This window comes from Paenisporosarcina sp. P4_B8 (assembly GCF_056402175.1).
The window spans coordinates 273744-288516 of the sequence record NZ_JBFUHX010000002.1 but is presented as its reverse complement, the minus strand read 5'-3'; the positions used below and the strand labels follow the sequence as shown (position 1 = coordinate 288516).

Below are 14773 nucleotides of genomic sequence, written 5' to 3'. Positions count from 1 at the left end.
AATTATTCTTTGTAAAAAATGTAAATCCAGTGAAACTTTCCTATTAGCTATTCGTAGTTAAATTAGGAGGTGTTTTATTATGGAGTTTCATTCAAAAATAGATAAATTTTTCGTTGGCATCATATCAATCACAGTATTTATTATCCTTAGCGTATTTTTGATTCCTCTGCTTTTAGATTATGATAGAACGAGTATTGATACCATTACTGTACTTTCCTTATGTGTGTTATCAATTGGGATATTATTGTGGTCTGCTTTTTCTATTAAATACGTCCTATATAATGACCATTTGTTTGTAAAAGGTGGGTTATTTAAAAGTCGAATCCCATATGAAGATATAACAAGGATTTCACCCACAACAGAAATCTTTACAGGTTACCGCTTGTTATCATCAAAACAAGGTATTGAATTATTTTATAAATCAGCAACTTTAGGAAGTGTGAAGATTTCACCTAAAGACATTGACCTTTTCATTTTCGAATTAGAGAAACGTGCGCCAAATATACAAATTGATAAAATAACTCAGTAAATTATTATTAACTAAATGTGTAAACAAAAAAAGAAAGGACCAGGCAAAATGCCCGGTCCTTTTAAGATCAATTTTATCGTTTCCCTTTTATATAAGGTGTTCCTATAGCCTTTGGTGCATTTGCTTTACCAATGAATCCTGCTAAAGCAAGGATTGTTAAGACATAAGGTAAAATTAACAAGAAGACACTAGGAATTTCACTAATATACGGCAATGATCCACCGACAATACTTAACGCTTGAGCAAACCCAAAGAACAGAGCTGCCCCCATCGCACCCAGGGGATGCCACTTACCAAAGATCATTGCAGCAAGTGCCATAAATCCTTGTCCATTGATTGTTGAATGACTGAAGTCCAATGAAATCGACTGTGAATAAATCGCGCCACCGATACCGGCTAAACCACCTGAAATCATGACAGCAATATAACGCATACGTGTTACATTTATTCCCATTGTATCAGCGGCCATTGGATGTTCACCTACAGCACGAAGGCGCAGACCGAATGGAGTGTAATACAGGACAACCCATGCTAGAATAGCAATCCCAATTGCTAAAACAGAAGTCCAATAGACGTTCTGGAAAAACATAGGGCCTAAAATCGGAATATCTTTTAAGAACGGAATATCGTCACGCAAGAATCGCTCTTGAACAAAATCAGTTTGACCTTTTCCGTAAATCATTTTTACTAGGAACAAACATAGCGCCACTGCCAATAAGTTAATCGCTACACCAGAAACGACTTGATCCGCACGGAACGATACAGAAGCCACGGCATGCAGTAATGAAAATAATGAAGCAACAACCATAGCAGCAAGAAGAGCCATCCACTCTGTACCTTGTCCAAATATATGAACGAAAGATAAGTTAAATAGAATACCAATGAAAGCACCCATGACCATGAGTCCTTCCAATCCAATGTTTACTACACCAGAACGCTCAGAGAAAACCCCACCAATAGCGGTTAAAATTAGAGGCGCTGCATAAGCAATGGCTGCAGGGATTAGAAAATATAATACTTCCAAGAAACTCATGTTACTTCGCCTCCTTTTTCTTGCTGAAGCGTTCAACAAATAATCGAATGATGTAGCCTGAAGCTACGAAGAAAATGATAATCGCAATAACAATAGATACGATTTCGGTAGGAATACCCGCTTCATTTGGCATATTTAAAGCTCCATATTTTAATGAACCAAATAATGCTGCCCCGAAAATAACGCCAAGTGGCGTATTAGCACCAAGTAGTGCAACCGCAATACCATCAAAACCAATACCTGTAAAGCCGCCTTTAACAGAAGCATATTCAAACGTACCTAATGCTTCCATCGCTCCACCTAGACCAGCAAAGGCACCAGAAATGACCATTGCTAGAATGATATTTTTATTGACGTTCATTCCCGCATATTCTGAAGCATTTTGGTTTAAACCAACTGCTTTCAATTCAAATCCGCGAGTTGTTTTCTCTAAAATTAACCACATTACTAAAACCATGGCTAGTGCAATTAGAATTCCGTAATGAAGACGTGAGTAATCTGTCATGTTTTCAAGGAATTCTGAACGAAGTGACGCCGTTGGGTGAATTGCACCCGTATTGTCTCCTCCATTAGAAAACGTTTTCACTAATGCGTTTGTTGTGTGAAGAGCTATATAGTTCATCATGATTGTGACAATTACTTCATGGACTTTAAAGCGAGCTTTAAGAAGTCCAGGAATGAAGCCCCATAATGCTCCCGCTCCAGCTGCAGCAATTAACGCAAGTGGCAAGTGAATGTATTTTGGTAAATCAAAGGCAACTCCTACATACGCCGCTGCAAACCAGCCAACGATTAATTGTCCTTCAACACCAATGTTAAATAGTCCTGTACGGAATGCAAATGCAACCGCTAAACCAGCAAGAATGTATGGTGTAATTTGTCGGACGGTTTCACCCATCGTATAAACATCACCAAAAATTCCGTTCCATAATGCTGCATAGCCAGCGACTGGATCGTATCCACTAACTAACATAACAATTGCCCCTACAAGTAATCCCAGAATAACGGAAATGACAGGAACAAGAATATTAACTAAACGATTAGACATGGGAGCTGCCCTCCTCTTTCACTTGATTTGTCATAGCGCCTTTTTTCGATTGACCCGCCATTAACAATCCAAGTTCTTGTTCGTTTGTTTGAAGAGGATCCAATGTATCCACGATTTGCCCATCATATATGACCGCAATACGATCAGATACGTTCATGACTTCATCTAATTCAAATGAAATTAACAAGACAGCTTTTCCTTTATCGCGTTGTTCGATTAAACGCTGATGAATAAATTCAATCGCACCGACGTCCAATCCGCGGGTAGGCAGAGCGGCAATCAGTAAATCCGGATCCCTATCAATTTCACGGCCGATGATGGCTTTTTGTTGATTACCACCTGATAATGCACGTGCAGGTTCATGATCTCCCTGAGTACGCACATCGTATTTTTGAATGATTTCATTCGCTTTTTTCGAAATGGTCGAATAATTCATAAAGCCATTTTTTGAATTTGGGCTTGTATAATACGTTTGCAAAGCAATGTTATGACCAATTGGGAAATCAAGGACAAGACCATGTTTATGACGATCTTGAGGAATATGACCAACACCAGATTCCGTAATCTTGCGTGGTCGTTTACCTGTAATATCTTGACCATTCATGAAAACTTGTCCGCTTTTCACTTTACGTAAACCAGTGATTGCTTCAATCAATTCCGATTGACCATTTCCGTCAATACCGGCAATTCCGACAATTTCACCTTTACGAACATTTAAGTTAAGGCCTCTTACTTTTTCAATCCCACGGTAATCAGTAACCACTAAATCTTTCACGTCCAGAACATCTGTCGTAGGGTTAGCAGGACCTTTGACTGTTTTAAATTCCACTTGGCGTCCAACCATCAGGGAAGCAAGTTCATTTGGGTTTGTCTCAGCAGTCACCACTGTACCGATGCCTTGCCCTTTTCGAATAACCGTCACACGGTCCGAAACATCCATAATCTCTTTTAATTTATGAGTAATTAAGATAATAGATTTTCCTTCTTCGATTAAGCGACGCATAATCTGAATTAATTCCGTAATTTCTTGTGGAGTCAGGGATGCAGTCGGTTCATCAAAAATTAATATTTCAGCGCCACGATACAATGTTTTCAAAATCTCAACACGTTGTTGCATACCAACAGAAATGTCTTCAATTTTTGCATACGGGTCGACGTCTAATCCATAAAGTTCAGACAGCTCTTGTACTTTTTTGGCAGCAGTTTTCACAGAAATCATACCAAACTTAGTTGGCTCACTACCTAAAATGATGTTTTCTGTAACAGAAAAATCTTCAACTAACATGAAATGTTGGTGAACCATCCCGATTCCGAGGTTATTCGCAACATTTGGATCCGTAATCTTAACTTCTTGACCACGAACACGGATTTCTCCGCCCTCTGGCTGGTAAAGGCCGAAGAGTACGTTCATCAACGTCGATTTCCCTGCACCATTCTCACCGAGAAGGGCATGAATTTCGCCTTGTTTAAGTTGAAGGGTAATGTTGTCATTTGCAACAAAATTTCCGAACTCTTTTCGGATATTCAGCATTTCAATAACGTGTTCCAATATATTCACTCCCTTAGGCACTTTTTAAATGAAAATTAAATTAACACAGGAAAGGCTTTATCTATAAAACCTTTCATCTATTAATTTATAAAGAGCAATAAAAACATCATAAAGACCGGAAATCCGGTCTTTATGATGACTTATTCAAGTGTTAAATTACTCTACAGTTTCAGGAACTGTTACTTCGCCATCAGCGATTTTCTTAGCATACTCATCGATTTGAGCTAAAACATCATCTGGAATTGCTCCACGAGAATCCGCTAAGCCAACTCCATCTTCAGCTAAACCGTAAACTGTTGTTTCGCCACCTGGGAATTTATCTTCTGCAGCCAATTTAGAAATGTTTTGTACAGCTACGTCAACGCGTTTTAACATTGAAGTTAATGTTATGTTATCGTCGCCAACAGCACCTTCGTCATATTGGTCAGAGTCAACACCAATTACCCACACGTAAGCATCTGGATCTTTAGTTTTCAATTCTTTAGCTTCTGCGAATACACCGTTACCAGTACCACCTGCAGCGTGGAAAATAATATCTACGCCTGAAGAGTACATACGGTTAGCAGTTGTTTTACCAAGTTCAGCTTTGTCAAACGCACCTGTGTACTGAACATCAACTTTGATGCTTGGATCGACAGCTTTTACGCCTTCAAGGAATCCAGCTTCAAAACGTTCGATTACAGGGATATCCATACCACCAACGAAACCGATTTTTTTCGATTTAGTCATTAATGCTGCAGCAACACCTGCAAGGTAAGAACCTTCTTGCTCTTTGAATAATACTGAAGCAACATTTGGTTGATCTACTACTGCATCAATAATAGCAAGATTATTATCAGGTTTTTGAGTTGCGATTTCATTTACTGATTTCTCCATTAAGAAACCAATTCCGAATACTAAATCAAAGTTACGACGTACTAAGAGATTTAAGTTTGTGTTGTAGTCAGCGTCCGATTGTGATTGTAAATAATCGATTCCACCGTCGCCTTTTTCAAGACCATTGTCTGCACCAAATGCTTGTAAACCTTCCCAAGCTGATTGGTTGAATGATTTATCGTCTACTCCACCAACGTCAGTTACCATTGCTACTGAGAAATCAATTGCTTCTTTTTCTCCAGCAGAACCGTTACCTTCATTCTTATCTTTGTCAGTACCACATGCTCCTAGAATTGTGCTAGCAGCTAATACCATCGATAAAGCTAAACCAAATTTACGCTTTGTCAATTTGAGACCCCCCAAAAAATGTTTTTTCTTATTAGCAGGAAGTTTGATGTTTTACACCCTTTTACGGACTACATGGAAACTGAATTTGTCAGCTCTAAAATAGTTTTTTGAATATAATACTACTTGATCTTTGTCATTATAATGTAATTGCTTCAGAACTAGTAACGCCGTTTCAGGTTCACACTCTAAAATCGGAGATGCCACTTCGTGGTAGCCTGTTGGGTCGATAAAAGTAACAGCATAAGTTACCCGGATTTCCCCGGATTCTTCAATTGCTGTGAAAATCGATCCTTCTTGCCTACTTAAAAAATCAGAAGGCAAATACTTTGCGGGAACTTTGTCCACACAATACACAACTGGTTCACCATTTGCTGTCCTTACACGTTCAATTGTAATGACTGATTCGTCTATTTCGCAATGAAAGCGTTTTATATCATCTTCAGACGGAAGCGCTTCCATAGAACTCAAATAAATAGTACCTGGTTCCATGCCTGCTTTCCGTATCATAGAGGAGATACTTGTTAAATGTTCGATACCAGAAGTGAAAACTGGTTTCGAATTAACAAATGTACCTACACCATGACGTCTTACGATAACATTTTCTTCTTCCAACAGTCTAAGTGCTTCACGAAGTGTCGCACGACTGATTCCAAGTGATTTGGCGAGTTCAAATTCTGAAGGCAATTTTTCCTTCTCTTTGAATACACCGTTTGCTATATCGTCTTTAATACGATCGATCACTTGAAGATACAAATGACGATGATCTGTTTTTATTGACATACATTTCACCACCAACAGCAGAGATCAGACATCTGATGTAAAACTTTCCTACTAATCAGACATACTATACCACTTTTATTTGTGTAAATAAATAGATTTTTGGGTATTAACGAAAAGTTTCGTAAAAAACTTAATTTTTTTGTAATGCTTTTGTCATATAAAAAGATCTTATGTTATGTCATCTTGCTTGGATTGGAGAACTTGTCTTGGCTTGCTACCTTCATAAGGCCCAATCACTCCGCGCATTTCCATCTGATCGATAATTCGTGCCGCTCTTGAATAGCCGACTCGGAATCTTCGTTGCAATAAAGAAACCGATGCTGTTTGCATATCCGTAACGAGTTGCACAGCTTCATCATATAAATCATCCGTCTGCTCATCCACTGATACTTCTTCAATTTCGGTTGGAATCATTTCTTCTTGATATTGTGCTTTTTGCTGAGCAATTGCAAAATCAACTACTTTTTCTACTTCCTGGTCCGATAAGAAAGCGCCCTGTACGCGGACTGGTTTCGATGCACCGGCTGCTAAAAATAACATATCTCCACGGCCCAGTAGTTTCTCTGCTCCCCCCATATCCAAAATCGTACGGGAATCAATGGAAGAAGAAACAGCAAACGCAATTCGTGAAGGGATATTCGCTTTAATTACCCCTGTAATAACATCCACACTTGGACGTTGCGTCGCAATAATTAAATGTATCCCAGCCGCCCGAGCCATTTGTGCAAGTCTTGTAATTGAATCTTCCACGTCATTGGACGCGACCATCATCAAATCTGCCAATTCGTCTACAATGACAACAATATAAGGTAACTGGGGATGTTTTTCATCGTTCTCTTCATTCCACTTACGAATGTGATCGTTATATCCTTCTATATTGCGTGTACCTGTATGAGAAAATAAATCATATCGACGTTCCATTTCTGACACCACTTTTTTAAGTGCCTGAGATGCTTTTCGAGGATCTGTTACGACAGGTGCCAACAAATGAGGGATTCCGTTATAAACATTCAACTCGACCATTTTCGGGTCAATCATCATCATTTTCACTTCGTGAGGTTTCGCACGCATAATGATACTAACAATAATGCCGTTAATACATACACTTTTCCCGCTTCCGGTCGAACCGGCAACAAGTAGATGAGGCATTTTATTTAATTCCGCAAGAACAGCTTGTCCGGTAATATCACGTCCAAGTCCGATCATCAATTTCGCATCTGGTTTATTGTTTTCTTTTGCTTCCAGCACTTCACGTAAACTTACGATGGCTACTTCCTGATTCGGTACTTCTATTCCGATTGCGGATTTCCCAGGAATCGGGGCCTCAATTCGGATATCCCGAGCTGCAAGAGCTAATGCCAGGTCATCACTGAGACTGACAATCTTACTTACTTTCACACCAGTGTCAGGCAAAACTTCATATTTTGTAACTGCAGGACCTAAATGCACTTGCGTCACACGAGCTTTGACACCAAAGCTGTTAAACGTCTGCTCCAGTTTTTTTGCATTGGCTTGAATGATTGTATATTCACCGCTTTGGTCACTATGTGGTGGTGCATTCAAAAGAGAAGCAGCAGGAAGTTGGTAATCTTTATTTTCCATCACTGCTTCAGATACGGAATCGAATACTTTTTCATTTAATTCTTCATTTTGCTCTATTTCTGGCTCCGGCTTTATTTCAACAACTTTCTCTGCACGTTCGGAAAAGGCAGATATAATTGGCGAAGTATGAACGGGTTCAGGTTCTCTGAGGGTTGTAGCGACTTCTAGATCTTGTGCAACTGGAGGTGTACTCTCGGATTTTTTCCGTTTGTCACTTCTTCGTTGCACTTTTGGAGCAGCAGCTTTTGTTTTTCTCTTTTGTGTCATCATGGCCGACCAATTCTTTTTCCAAATCGGTGCCTTGCTGGCTAAATAAGGAACGAGTGCTTTACCAGACAGCAGAATAAAGCCAATCATGACTAGCAGCCATGCGGCAATAGTCGCCCCACCAGAATCAAACAGGACATGGAATGTGGCAAAAAGAAATGCCCCCAATATCCCCCCGCCCAACGATTGGTCACGGTTAACAATTCCTTCGCTTTCAATCAATATTCGCCATGTTTCACGAAGAACAGAATCGCTTATAAGTGCGCCACCTTGATACAATTGTTCAAATAATGCTAAGTGGCTGAAAAGTGTCAAGCTACCTAAGATACTGAATAGTCCTAAAACAATTCGATTATTCATTCCAGGTACGGCTCGGTTAATCATCATCATGAGTGCAATGACAATACATAATAATGGAACTGCAAAATGCCAATTTCCAAAGAAAAACCTGGCGATTGACGAAAAAATGAAGCCAACAGCTCCTAATTCAAAAAAAGTAATGATGCCGAGTCCGATTATCAGTAAGCCAGCAATTTCATACATGAGTGGATGTATAGAAGTGGGCTTTTTCTTTTTAACAACCTTTTTCTTTCTTCTTGTCACTTCGATCACCTTCTTTGGTTAGTTAATTAGTGAAAAGCATTTAAAGCGATATACATATGAAGACTACTCCACTGTTCAAAGCTCGGTCGTCTTAAGTGCTTTCATCTTTATGTGAAAGAAAAAGGATTTCCTGCCGCTACAAATAGCGAGGAAATCCTTCCGTTTTTTCACCTTAATATTCCATAATAATCGGGATGATCATCGGACGTCTTTTCGTTTTTTGGTATAAGTACGAATTTAAGGTATCACGTATTTCTTGTTTTATGTTTGTCCATTCGAACGTTTCTTTGCTGACATATTTCTCAACGATTTTCTTCACTAACTCAGCAGATTCATCCATAAGCTGTTCAGACTCACGCACGTAGACAAATCCACGGGATAAGATTTCTGGACCAGATGCAATTTTCTTTTGTGCGCGGTTTAAGGTAACGACTACGATAAAGATACCGTCTTGTGACAGAAGTTTTCGGTCACGTAGAACAATGTTCCCAACGTCTCCTATGCCAATACCATCGATTAACACGTTACCTGCCTGAACGCGTCCGCTCATTCGCATTTTACCAGCTTTATATTCGACAATATCCCCTTTATCTGCAATAAAGATTTGTGACTTGGCCAAACCAGTAGCCTGGGCAAGTTTTGAGTGAGCCATCAGCATGCGGTATTCACCTTGAATCGGGATAAAGAATTTAGGTTTCATCAAGTTCAGCATCATTTTTAAATCTTCTTGACTGCCATGTCCGGAAACATGCACTTTTTTACTGGCAGTTAAAACTTTTGCGCCAGTTTTTGCTAAGTGATTCATTGTTTTAAACATCGCAACTTCCATACCTGGTGACGGAGTGAATGTAATTAACACTGTGTCTGTATCTTTGATTTTCACATCTTTATGATGTTTTCTAACCATTTTTTCAAGCGCTTCAAGAGGTTCCCCTTGGTTACCCGAAACGATAATAACTACTTCATCATCTGCATAATTGCCGATTTCTTTGATTGAAATTAATGTTTCTTCATCAATTTTCAAGTATTCGAGACGTTTACCAACATCAAAGACGTTTTCCAATGTTTTACCTACAACCGCTACTTTGCGTTTTGACTCAATTGCTGTGTCAAACACTTGTTGGATACGAATGAAGTTAGAAGAATACAAGGAAACTAGAATACGGCCTTTTGCACCGTGGAAAGTTTCCGAAAGTTGTTCTTCAATCACCGATTCAGGTGTTGTGTACCCAGGTCGCTCCGCTTCAGTAGAATCAGACATTAAAATAAATACCCCTTCTTCACCAAGACCAGCCATTTTAGCGATGTCTGGACGGTAGCTCCCTTTAGCAGATTGGTCGAATTTAAATTCTCCCGTATGCACAATCGCGCCCTCAGATGTATGAAAGACAATCCCTAAAGAATCGGGAATACTATGTGTTGTATGGAAAAATGTAACATGAGTCGATTTGAAGTTCATGCGACTTTTGTTAGTCACTTCAAAGAATTTTACAGGCTGTGCAGCCGGCAATTCTTTCAGATGCTCTTTTGCTAAGGCAATCGTCAAACGAGAACCGTAGACTGGTGCATGAATCTTGTTCAACAAATACGAAATTGAGCCGATTGCATCTTCATGTCCGTGTGTTAAAAAGATTCCTTTTACGCGCGCTTTATTTTCTTCTAAGTATGTTACGTCCGGAATGACAATATCAATTCCAAGCATTTCGTCTTCAGGGAACATGAGTCCACTGTCTACGACAAAGATTTCTTCATCTATTTCTACTACGTACATTGCTTTTCCGATTTCCCCAACTCCACCGAGGGGGATAATACGGATGGTTTCATTTATTGTTTTAGTCACTTGCTTTCCTCCTAAAAATTACCCGATCAATACCCACTAGTAATCATTATACGGGACGTATGACAACAGTACAAACAAAAAAAGGTCAGTTGAACACTGACCTTTCAAAATTTATTTAAAACTTTTTCTTTTTGCTTCATATTTCGCCCAAGCTTGATCGAAATCTTGCTTCTCATCGCTCGTCATATCAACAAGCGGAAGTCGAACTGATCCAACATCTAAACCCAGTTTAGATAATGCATATTTCACTGGCACGGGATTCGGTTTTGCAAAGAGTGCACGAATGAGTGGTAACATCGCATGGTGTATTTCCGCTGCATCAGTGTGTCTGCCTTCTTCAAAAGCACGAATTAACTTTTGCATATCTTCGCCTACAATATGAGAAGCTACAGACACTACACCTGCACCTCCGATTGAAAGCAATGGCAATGTTAATCCATCATCCCCACTATAAACTGCGAAATCTGCCTGGCATTCTGAAATAATATCAGACATTTGCTCCAAATTCCCGCCAGCCTCTTTGATTGCTTTGATGTTTGAAATCTTACTTAATGCCAGAACAGTCTCTGGCAACATATTAACTACTGAACGACCCGGTATATTATAAAGTAGTACAGGCAATTTCGTTTCATTCGCGATCGTTTTAAAATGCTCATACATCCCTCGTTGATCCGGCTTATTGTAATACGGAGTAACGAGCATAATGCCATCCACTCCAGCGTCTTCAGCGAGTTTGGTCAGTTCGATTGAAGCTCTCGTGCTATTGCTACCGGTACCTGCATAGACTGGGATTCGTTTGTTAACTGACTCTACAGTAAAACGGATTAAGTCTGCTTTTTCTTGATTCGTTAATGTAGGAGATTCTCCCGTTGTTCCACAGACCACAATCGAGTCTGTGCCAGTTGCGATTAAATGTTCGATAAGTTTTGCGACCATTTCAAAATGTATGGAGCCATCTGGTAAGAATGGTGTGACCATCGCAGTAGATACGCGACCGATATTCATTAGAATCTCCCCTTTTAAATAATTCCGTCTTCAATCATTGCTTCAGCTATTTGGATTGAGTTCAATGCTGCACCTTTTAATAAATTATCTGCAACAATCCACATGTGGAACCCTTTGTCATTTGACAGATCTTTTCGTATGCGACCAACGAAAACTGCATCTTGACCTTCTGCAAACAAAGGCATAGGGTATTGTTGATTCGCAGGATTATCAAGTACTTCAATCCCCTTTGCCGCTTCTAAAATGGACCTTATTTCAGCAACGCTTACGCCCTCTTTATCGACTTCAATAAAAACAGACTCAGAGTGGCCAGATACAACCGGCAATCGTACACATGTAGCTGCAACCGATAATTCCGGAGCATGCATGATTTTCTTCGTTTCATTAATCATTTTCATTTCTTCCAGCGTAAAGCCATTATCATCAAATGTATCTATTTGAGGAATAGCATTGAACGCGATTGGATAATGTGTCTCAGCACTTTTAACTGGTAATACTTGAGCCACTGCATTTTTAGTTTCCCCAAATGTAGCACTTTGGGCTTCGAGCTCATTAATCGCAACAGCTCCAGCACCTGAAACAGCTTGATACGTGGAGACGATCACATTATTTAAACCAAACGCTTCTTTAATTGGTTGCAATGCACAAACCATTTGAATCGTCGAACAGTTTGGGTTGGCTATGATGCCATTGTGCAATTTAAGATCTTGACGATTTACTTCAGGCACCACGAGTGGAATATCTTTTTCCATTCGGAATGCACTTGTGTTGTCGATAACGACTGCCCCACGTTTAGCCGCTTCTGGCGCAAGGACTTTCGAAACTGAACCTCCTGCGCTGAATAATGCAATATCAACACCCTCAAATGCCTCAGGTGTCGCTTCTTCAATCGTATAAGATTTTCCTTTGAATTCAATGTTTTTTCCGGCTGAACGTTTTGAAGCCAGGAACTTTATATGTTGAATTGGAAAATTTCGTTTTTCGAGTTGTTCCATCATTTTCTCTCCAACTGCACCGGTTGCACCGACAACAGCTACTGTGTAACTTTTAGCCATGACACTCACTCCCTCTAGCCAACTAATTGGTCATAATGACGGTATTGTATCATAAACTTGCGTGATTGTGCATGAAAATTAATCCGATTGCCCGTGTTGGATAAGTAAGGGTTGAAGTTGTTGATGTTCTAGAGCTTTGACAATCGTTGGTAGAATCTGATTGAAATCGGAGATGAGGGAGTTCGGTTTTTTATATGGATCATCCTGACCGAATGGAATGAAGTAAATATGTTTGGCATTTATTAATCTCATGACGTTTACGCCATTTAATCCAAGTGCATCATTAGTTGAAATGCCAAGGACGACAGGTCGACCGATTCGCATGGTTGCTTTGGCAGCCATCAAAACAGGTGAATCCGTTATTGCATTAGCTAAGCGACTGATTGAATTGCCCGTTATTGGTGCAATGACCATGCAATCAAGTGGCGCTTTTGGTCCGAGTGGTTCTGCATCGGCAATTGTGGAAATTACTTTTGCCCCAGCAGCATCCTCTATTTTTCTTACCCATTCATCCCCTGTGCCAAAGCGAGTGGCAGCTACTAGCACGGAATGTGAAACGACTGGTACAACCACTGCACCCTGTTCTCTCAAAATAGTGATTTTCGGAACTACTTCTTCATACGTACAATGTGATGCTGTTATACCGAAACCAATTCGTTTACCTGTTAGCACACCGTTCCTCCTTAGATATCTTTAGCTGATTCTGTCAAACATTTAAACAATATTTTTGATGCATCTTCTTTCAAAAATTGCCCTGGCAAAGAAGTACAGAGTCGATAGCATTTAGAATAATCGCCCTCCAACTCTAAGCAGCCAGGAGCAGATGCAATATCATAAAACCGTTTGCTGGTTTTTAGTAACGATTGATAATCTTCTGTTAACCATTTTGCAGGAATTGTGTTGATGAATATTGACTGTTCACACGAAATTCCTTTTTCTAATTTTTTCACTTCGTAGCCCATCGCCTGAGCTTCAGCCAATTGGACTGGTGAGCGTACGACTATCAGTGGATATGCATCCATCCGTTTAAGCTGTGTCGCCAGCAATTTTGCTACTCGCCCGAAACCGGATATCATAAATTGTTTGCCTGCAACGGTTTCATGTTCTTCTAGATAATAGGCAGCAATAAATCCTTCTGCCGTTAACTTTGCATTCAACCAAATAAATTGTTCATCTTCAAGGTAGGCTACGGTATTCAGTTCACTTGCTTCAAAAAAGCGTGTCCACTCTGGAGATAATTTTCCGATGAAACATTTTTTTACGTTTTGAAAAAATTCCATTCCAATCGTATCGGTTACAATTTCAAGTGGCTGAATAGGTAAGACCATGATTTCTGGTTGAAAAGACAACAAATCCCGTTCCACTTGATAACTCCATGCTTTGGATGGGATATATAATACTTGCTCGTCAATGTTTTTCAACAAAGTAGCAAGCTTTTCCATGCGAGGATCCGTACCTATGACACACCACTTTCGGTTCGTCATATGGATTGATCCGCATGTAGATGAGACGTCTTAGTGAAGAGTATCCGATGTTCACCGATAAGGACGATATCTTCCCAAGCAATGTAGACATTTTGACTGGTTGATTTTGATTTAAAGGGCCGATTGCCTTGTTCTTTTAATACGAGAAATCCAATGATTTTTCCACTCGTTGGCTCAAATAGTAATTCAGTATCAGCAAGCAATCCAAATCGTTTGCCGTCCTCAACTTGGATTAATTCTTTTACCGCCAATTCTGATAGCAACATATGACTCCTCCTCCATGTTCATCTCCTTAAATATATGCAAAAAAAGACCACATGTTCACAAGAAAAGCAGAAAGCGCTACTTTAGCTCGACTCCGACGGTGGAAGAATCGAATCGGAAACCTGTTTCCGAATGAGGTTCTGAAGCGGAGGTGCGAGTTGGCGCTTGGAGCTAGACATCACGAAATGTGAAGAAGGCCGATTTAGACCGACGCCGGCGCAGTAAGGGCCGATTTGAAAGCTTGCTTTCGAAAGAGGACCTGAAGCTTAGGTGCGGTCTGGCCTTCGGAACTAGACATCAAGAATAAGTACGAAGGCTAAATTCCCGACATCGTGTCGGAACGCCTTCATGATCCACATCCTGTGGACCCAAGCGCTACTTTAGCTCGAATCCGGCGGTGGAAGAAACGAATCGGAAACCTGTTTCCGAATGATTTTTAGGAGGGCAGGCGAAAGCGCGACATCGTGTCGCTCCGCCTTCATGACCCACA

13 protein-coding genes are annotated in these 14773 nt (G+C 40.1%); 1 reads left to right on the top strand and 12 read right to left on the bottom strand.

Translation table 11 applies throughout. The features are described 5' to 3' along the window. Window positions 1–79 precede the first annotated feature (79 nt). Window positions 80–529: a PH domain-containing protein gene (locus AC1DSK_RS03445; protein ID WP_477546504.1), complete on the top strand. Its 450-nt coding sequence runs from the start codon at window positions 80–82 to the stop codon at window positions 527–529. Between the two features lie 73 nt (window positions 530–602). On the opposite strand, the gene AC1DSK_RS03440 is transcribed toward AC1DSK_RS03445, so the two are convergent. The 12 genes from AC1DSK_RS03440 to AC1DSK_RS03385 all read right to left on the bottom strand — a co-directional run bounded on the left by AC1DSK_RS03440 (window position 603) and on the right by AC1DSK_RS03385 (window position 14285). Then, a complete protein-coding gene (locus AC1DSK_RS03440) occupies window positions 603–1562 on the bottom strand; it encodes an ABC transporter permease (protein ID WP_477546505.1) in 960 nt (319 codons plus the stop codon). A gap of 1 nt (window position 1563) precedes the next feature. Then, complete coding sequence (locus tag AC1DSK_RS03435; RefSeq protein WP_477546506.1) at window positions 1564–2610, bottom strand: ABC transporter permease; 1047 nt, start codon at window positions 2608–2610, stop codon at window positions 1564–1566. Further along, window positions 2603–4159, bottom strand: a complete 1557-nt coding sequence (locus AC1DSK_RS03430; RefSeq protein ID WP_016427580.1) for an ABC transporter ATP-binding protein — start codon at window positions 4157–4159, stop codon at window positions 2603–2605. The genes AC1DSK_RS03435 and AC1DSK_RS03430 overlap by 8 nt, the downstream gene beginning before the upstream one ends. A gap of 156 nt (window positions 4160–4315) precedes the next feature. Next, a complete protein-coding gene (locus AC1DSK_RS03425; RefSeq protein WP_477546507.1) occupies window positions 4316–5383 on the bottom strand; it encodes a BMP family lipoprotein in 1068 nt (355 codons plus the stop codon). A 51-nt stretch (window positions 5384–5434) separates the two neighbouring features. After that, entirely contained in the window at window positions 5435–6163 is a 729-nt protein-coding gene (locus tag AC1DSK_RS03420; protein WP_477546508.1) for a GntR family transcriptional regulator, read from the bottom strand. 168 nt (window positions 6164–6331) lie between these two features. Further along, window positions 6332–8635: an FtsK/SpoIIIE family DNA translocase gene (locus AC1DSK_RS03415; protein WP_477546509.1), complete on the bottom strand. Its 2304-nt coding sequence runs from the start codon at window positions 8633–8635 to the stop codon at window positions 6332–6334. Window positions 8636–8807: 172 nt separating this feature from the next. Further along, a complete protein-coding gene (locus AC1DSK_RS03410) occupies window positions 8808–10475 on the bottom strand; it encodes a ribonuclease J (RefSeq protein ID WP_016427584.1) in 1668 nt (555 codons plus the stop codon). Window positions 10476–10586: 111 nt separating this feature from the next. Continuing rightward, on the bottom strand, window positions 10587–11480 hold the full coding sequence (gene dapA / locus AC1DSK_RS03405; protein ID WP_477546510.1) for a 4-hydroxy-tetrahydrodipicolinate synthase: 894 nt from the start codon (window positions 11478–11480) through the stop codon (window positions 10587–10589). A gap of 14 nt (window positions 11481–11494) precedes the next feature. Then, window positions 11495–12535: an aspartate-semialdehyde dehydrogenase gene (locus AC1DSK_RS03400; RefSeq protein WP_477546511.1), complete on the bottom strand. Its 1041-nt coding sequence runs from the start codon at window positions 12533–12535 to the stop codon at window positions 11495–11497. A 78-nt stretch (window positions 12536–12613) separates the two neighbouring features. Beyond that, complete coding sequence (locus tag AC1DSK_RS03395) at window positions 12614–13207, bottom strand: dipicolinate synthase subunit B (protein ID WP_016427587.1); 594 nt, start codon at window positions 13205–13207, stop codon at window positions 12614–12616. Window positions 13208–13218: 11 nt separating this feature from the next. Further along, window positions 13219–14019, bottom strand: coding sequence for a hypothetical protein (locus tag AC1DSK_RS03390; RefSeq protein ID WP_477546512.1), 801 nt, complete (start codon window positions 14017–14019; stop codon window positions 13219–13221). After that, on the bottom strand, window positions 14016–14285 hold the full coding sequence (locus AC1DSK_RS03385) for a YlmC/YmxH family sporulation protein (protein ID WP_016427589.1): 270 nt from the start codon (window positions 14283–14285) through the stop codon (window positions 14016–14018). The genes AC1DSK_RS03390 and AC1DSK_RS03385 overlap by 4 nt, the downstream gene beginning before the upstream one ends. Window positions 14286–14773 lie beyond the last annotated feature (488 nt).

Coding starts and splice junctions, on each gene's coding strand:
- AC1DSK_RS03445 (WP_477546504.1), top strand. CDS start 80: ATGGAGTTTCATTCAAAAATAGATAAATTTTTCGTTGGCATCATATCA.
- AC1DSK_RS03440 (WP_477546505.1), bottom strand. CDS start 1,562: ATGAGTTTCTTGGAAGTATTATATTTTCTAATCCCTGCAGCCATTGCT.
- AC1DSK_RS03435 (WP_477546506.1), bottom strand. CDS start 2,610: ATGTCTAATCGTTTAGTTAATATTCTTGTTCCTGTCATTTCCGTTATT.
- AC1DSK_RS03420 (WP_477546508.1), bottom strand. CDS start 6,163: ATGTCAATAAAAACAGATCATCGTCATTTGTATCTTCAAGTGATCGAT.
- dapA (WP_477546510.1), bottom strand. CDS start 11,480: ATGAATATCGGTCGCGTATCTACTGCGATGGTCACACCATTCTTACCA.
- AC1DSK_RS03400 (WP_477546511.1), bottom strand. CDS start 12,535: ATGGCTAAAAGTTACACAGTAGCTGTTGTCGGTGCAACCGGTGCAGTT.
- AC1DSK_RS03390 (WP_477546512.1), bottom strand. CDS start 14,019: ATGACGAACCGAAAGTGGTGTGTCATAGGTACGGATCCTCGCATGGAA.
- AC1DSK_RS03385 (WP_016427589.1), bottom strand. CDS start 14,285: ATGTTGCTATCAGAATTGGCGGTAAAAGAATTAATCCAAGTTGAGGAC.